Raw genomic sequence first — 724 nt, forward strand, 5'->3', positions numbered from 1 at the left:
TTCATACCCGTAATGCCAGAAGAAAAATTGCTGTTCTCGTCGTCGCTGTCCGCACTAATCAACACACCAAAGAAAAGCACCAGAGAAAAGAGGATAGGAAACAGACTGCCAATGATAGCGATATGTTTCAGTTTCATTTTTTCTTCTGTCCTTTCTTCGTTACAAGGTTACGGGTTTTCTCTATGGTCTGCTGGTTCTTCTGGACGCTCTGGGTCTGCTGAACCTTTATCCTGCGGTCTTTGGTGTCATTCTGGCGTGTTTCCTGCGATACCACTTTTTCTACATTCTGCCTATGTACTGTCTGTGTAGGCTGGGGTGCTTTCTTATCAGAAGCACCAGAAGATAACGGACGCTCTTTGATAACATTTGTCTTGACTGGCTCACTTGCTTTCGGAGTTGGAGCTGTGGCTGGGCGTTTGACTTCCTGCATTTTTTCAACACTCGGCTTTGGAATGGTTGAAGCTGTGACTGGTCGCTCATGGGGACGGGTAGCTCCCGTTGTCGCTGATCCGTCAGCCTTTCGCTGTACCTGCCTTGCTTCTTGTGCCTTTTGAAGCTCCATACGTTTGTCAGCGATATTTTTCTTACGCTGTTCCTGCTTTTCCAAGCGTCCCGTCTGTCTGGACTGCTGTTCCTGCACCATGCCACGCTTGAAGTCGGACACGCTGGACTTTGCCTTTTCCTTTGCGGAATACACCGCATAAGCGGTCTGTGTCGGCATATC

At 48.5% G+C, this 724-nt stretch carries 2 pseudogenes; both read right to left on the reverse strand.

Annotated features, from left to right (window positions below):
• Positions 1-137, reverse strand: a pseudogene (locus PGY05_RS16405) (peptidase P60); the annotation flags it as partial.
• Positions 134-724 (reverse strand): annotated as a pseudogene (locus PGY05_RS16410) (YtxH domain-containing protein); the annotation flags it as partial. The pseudogenes PGY05_RS16410 and PGY05_RS16405, both read right to left, overlap by 4 nt.

Origin of the sequence: Coprococcus sp. AF51-11b1, assembly GCF_027682785.1 — a bacterium.
Classification (GTDB): Bacteria; Bacillota; Clostridia; order Lachnospirales; family Lachnospiraceae; genus Allocoprococcus; species Allocoprococcus comes.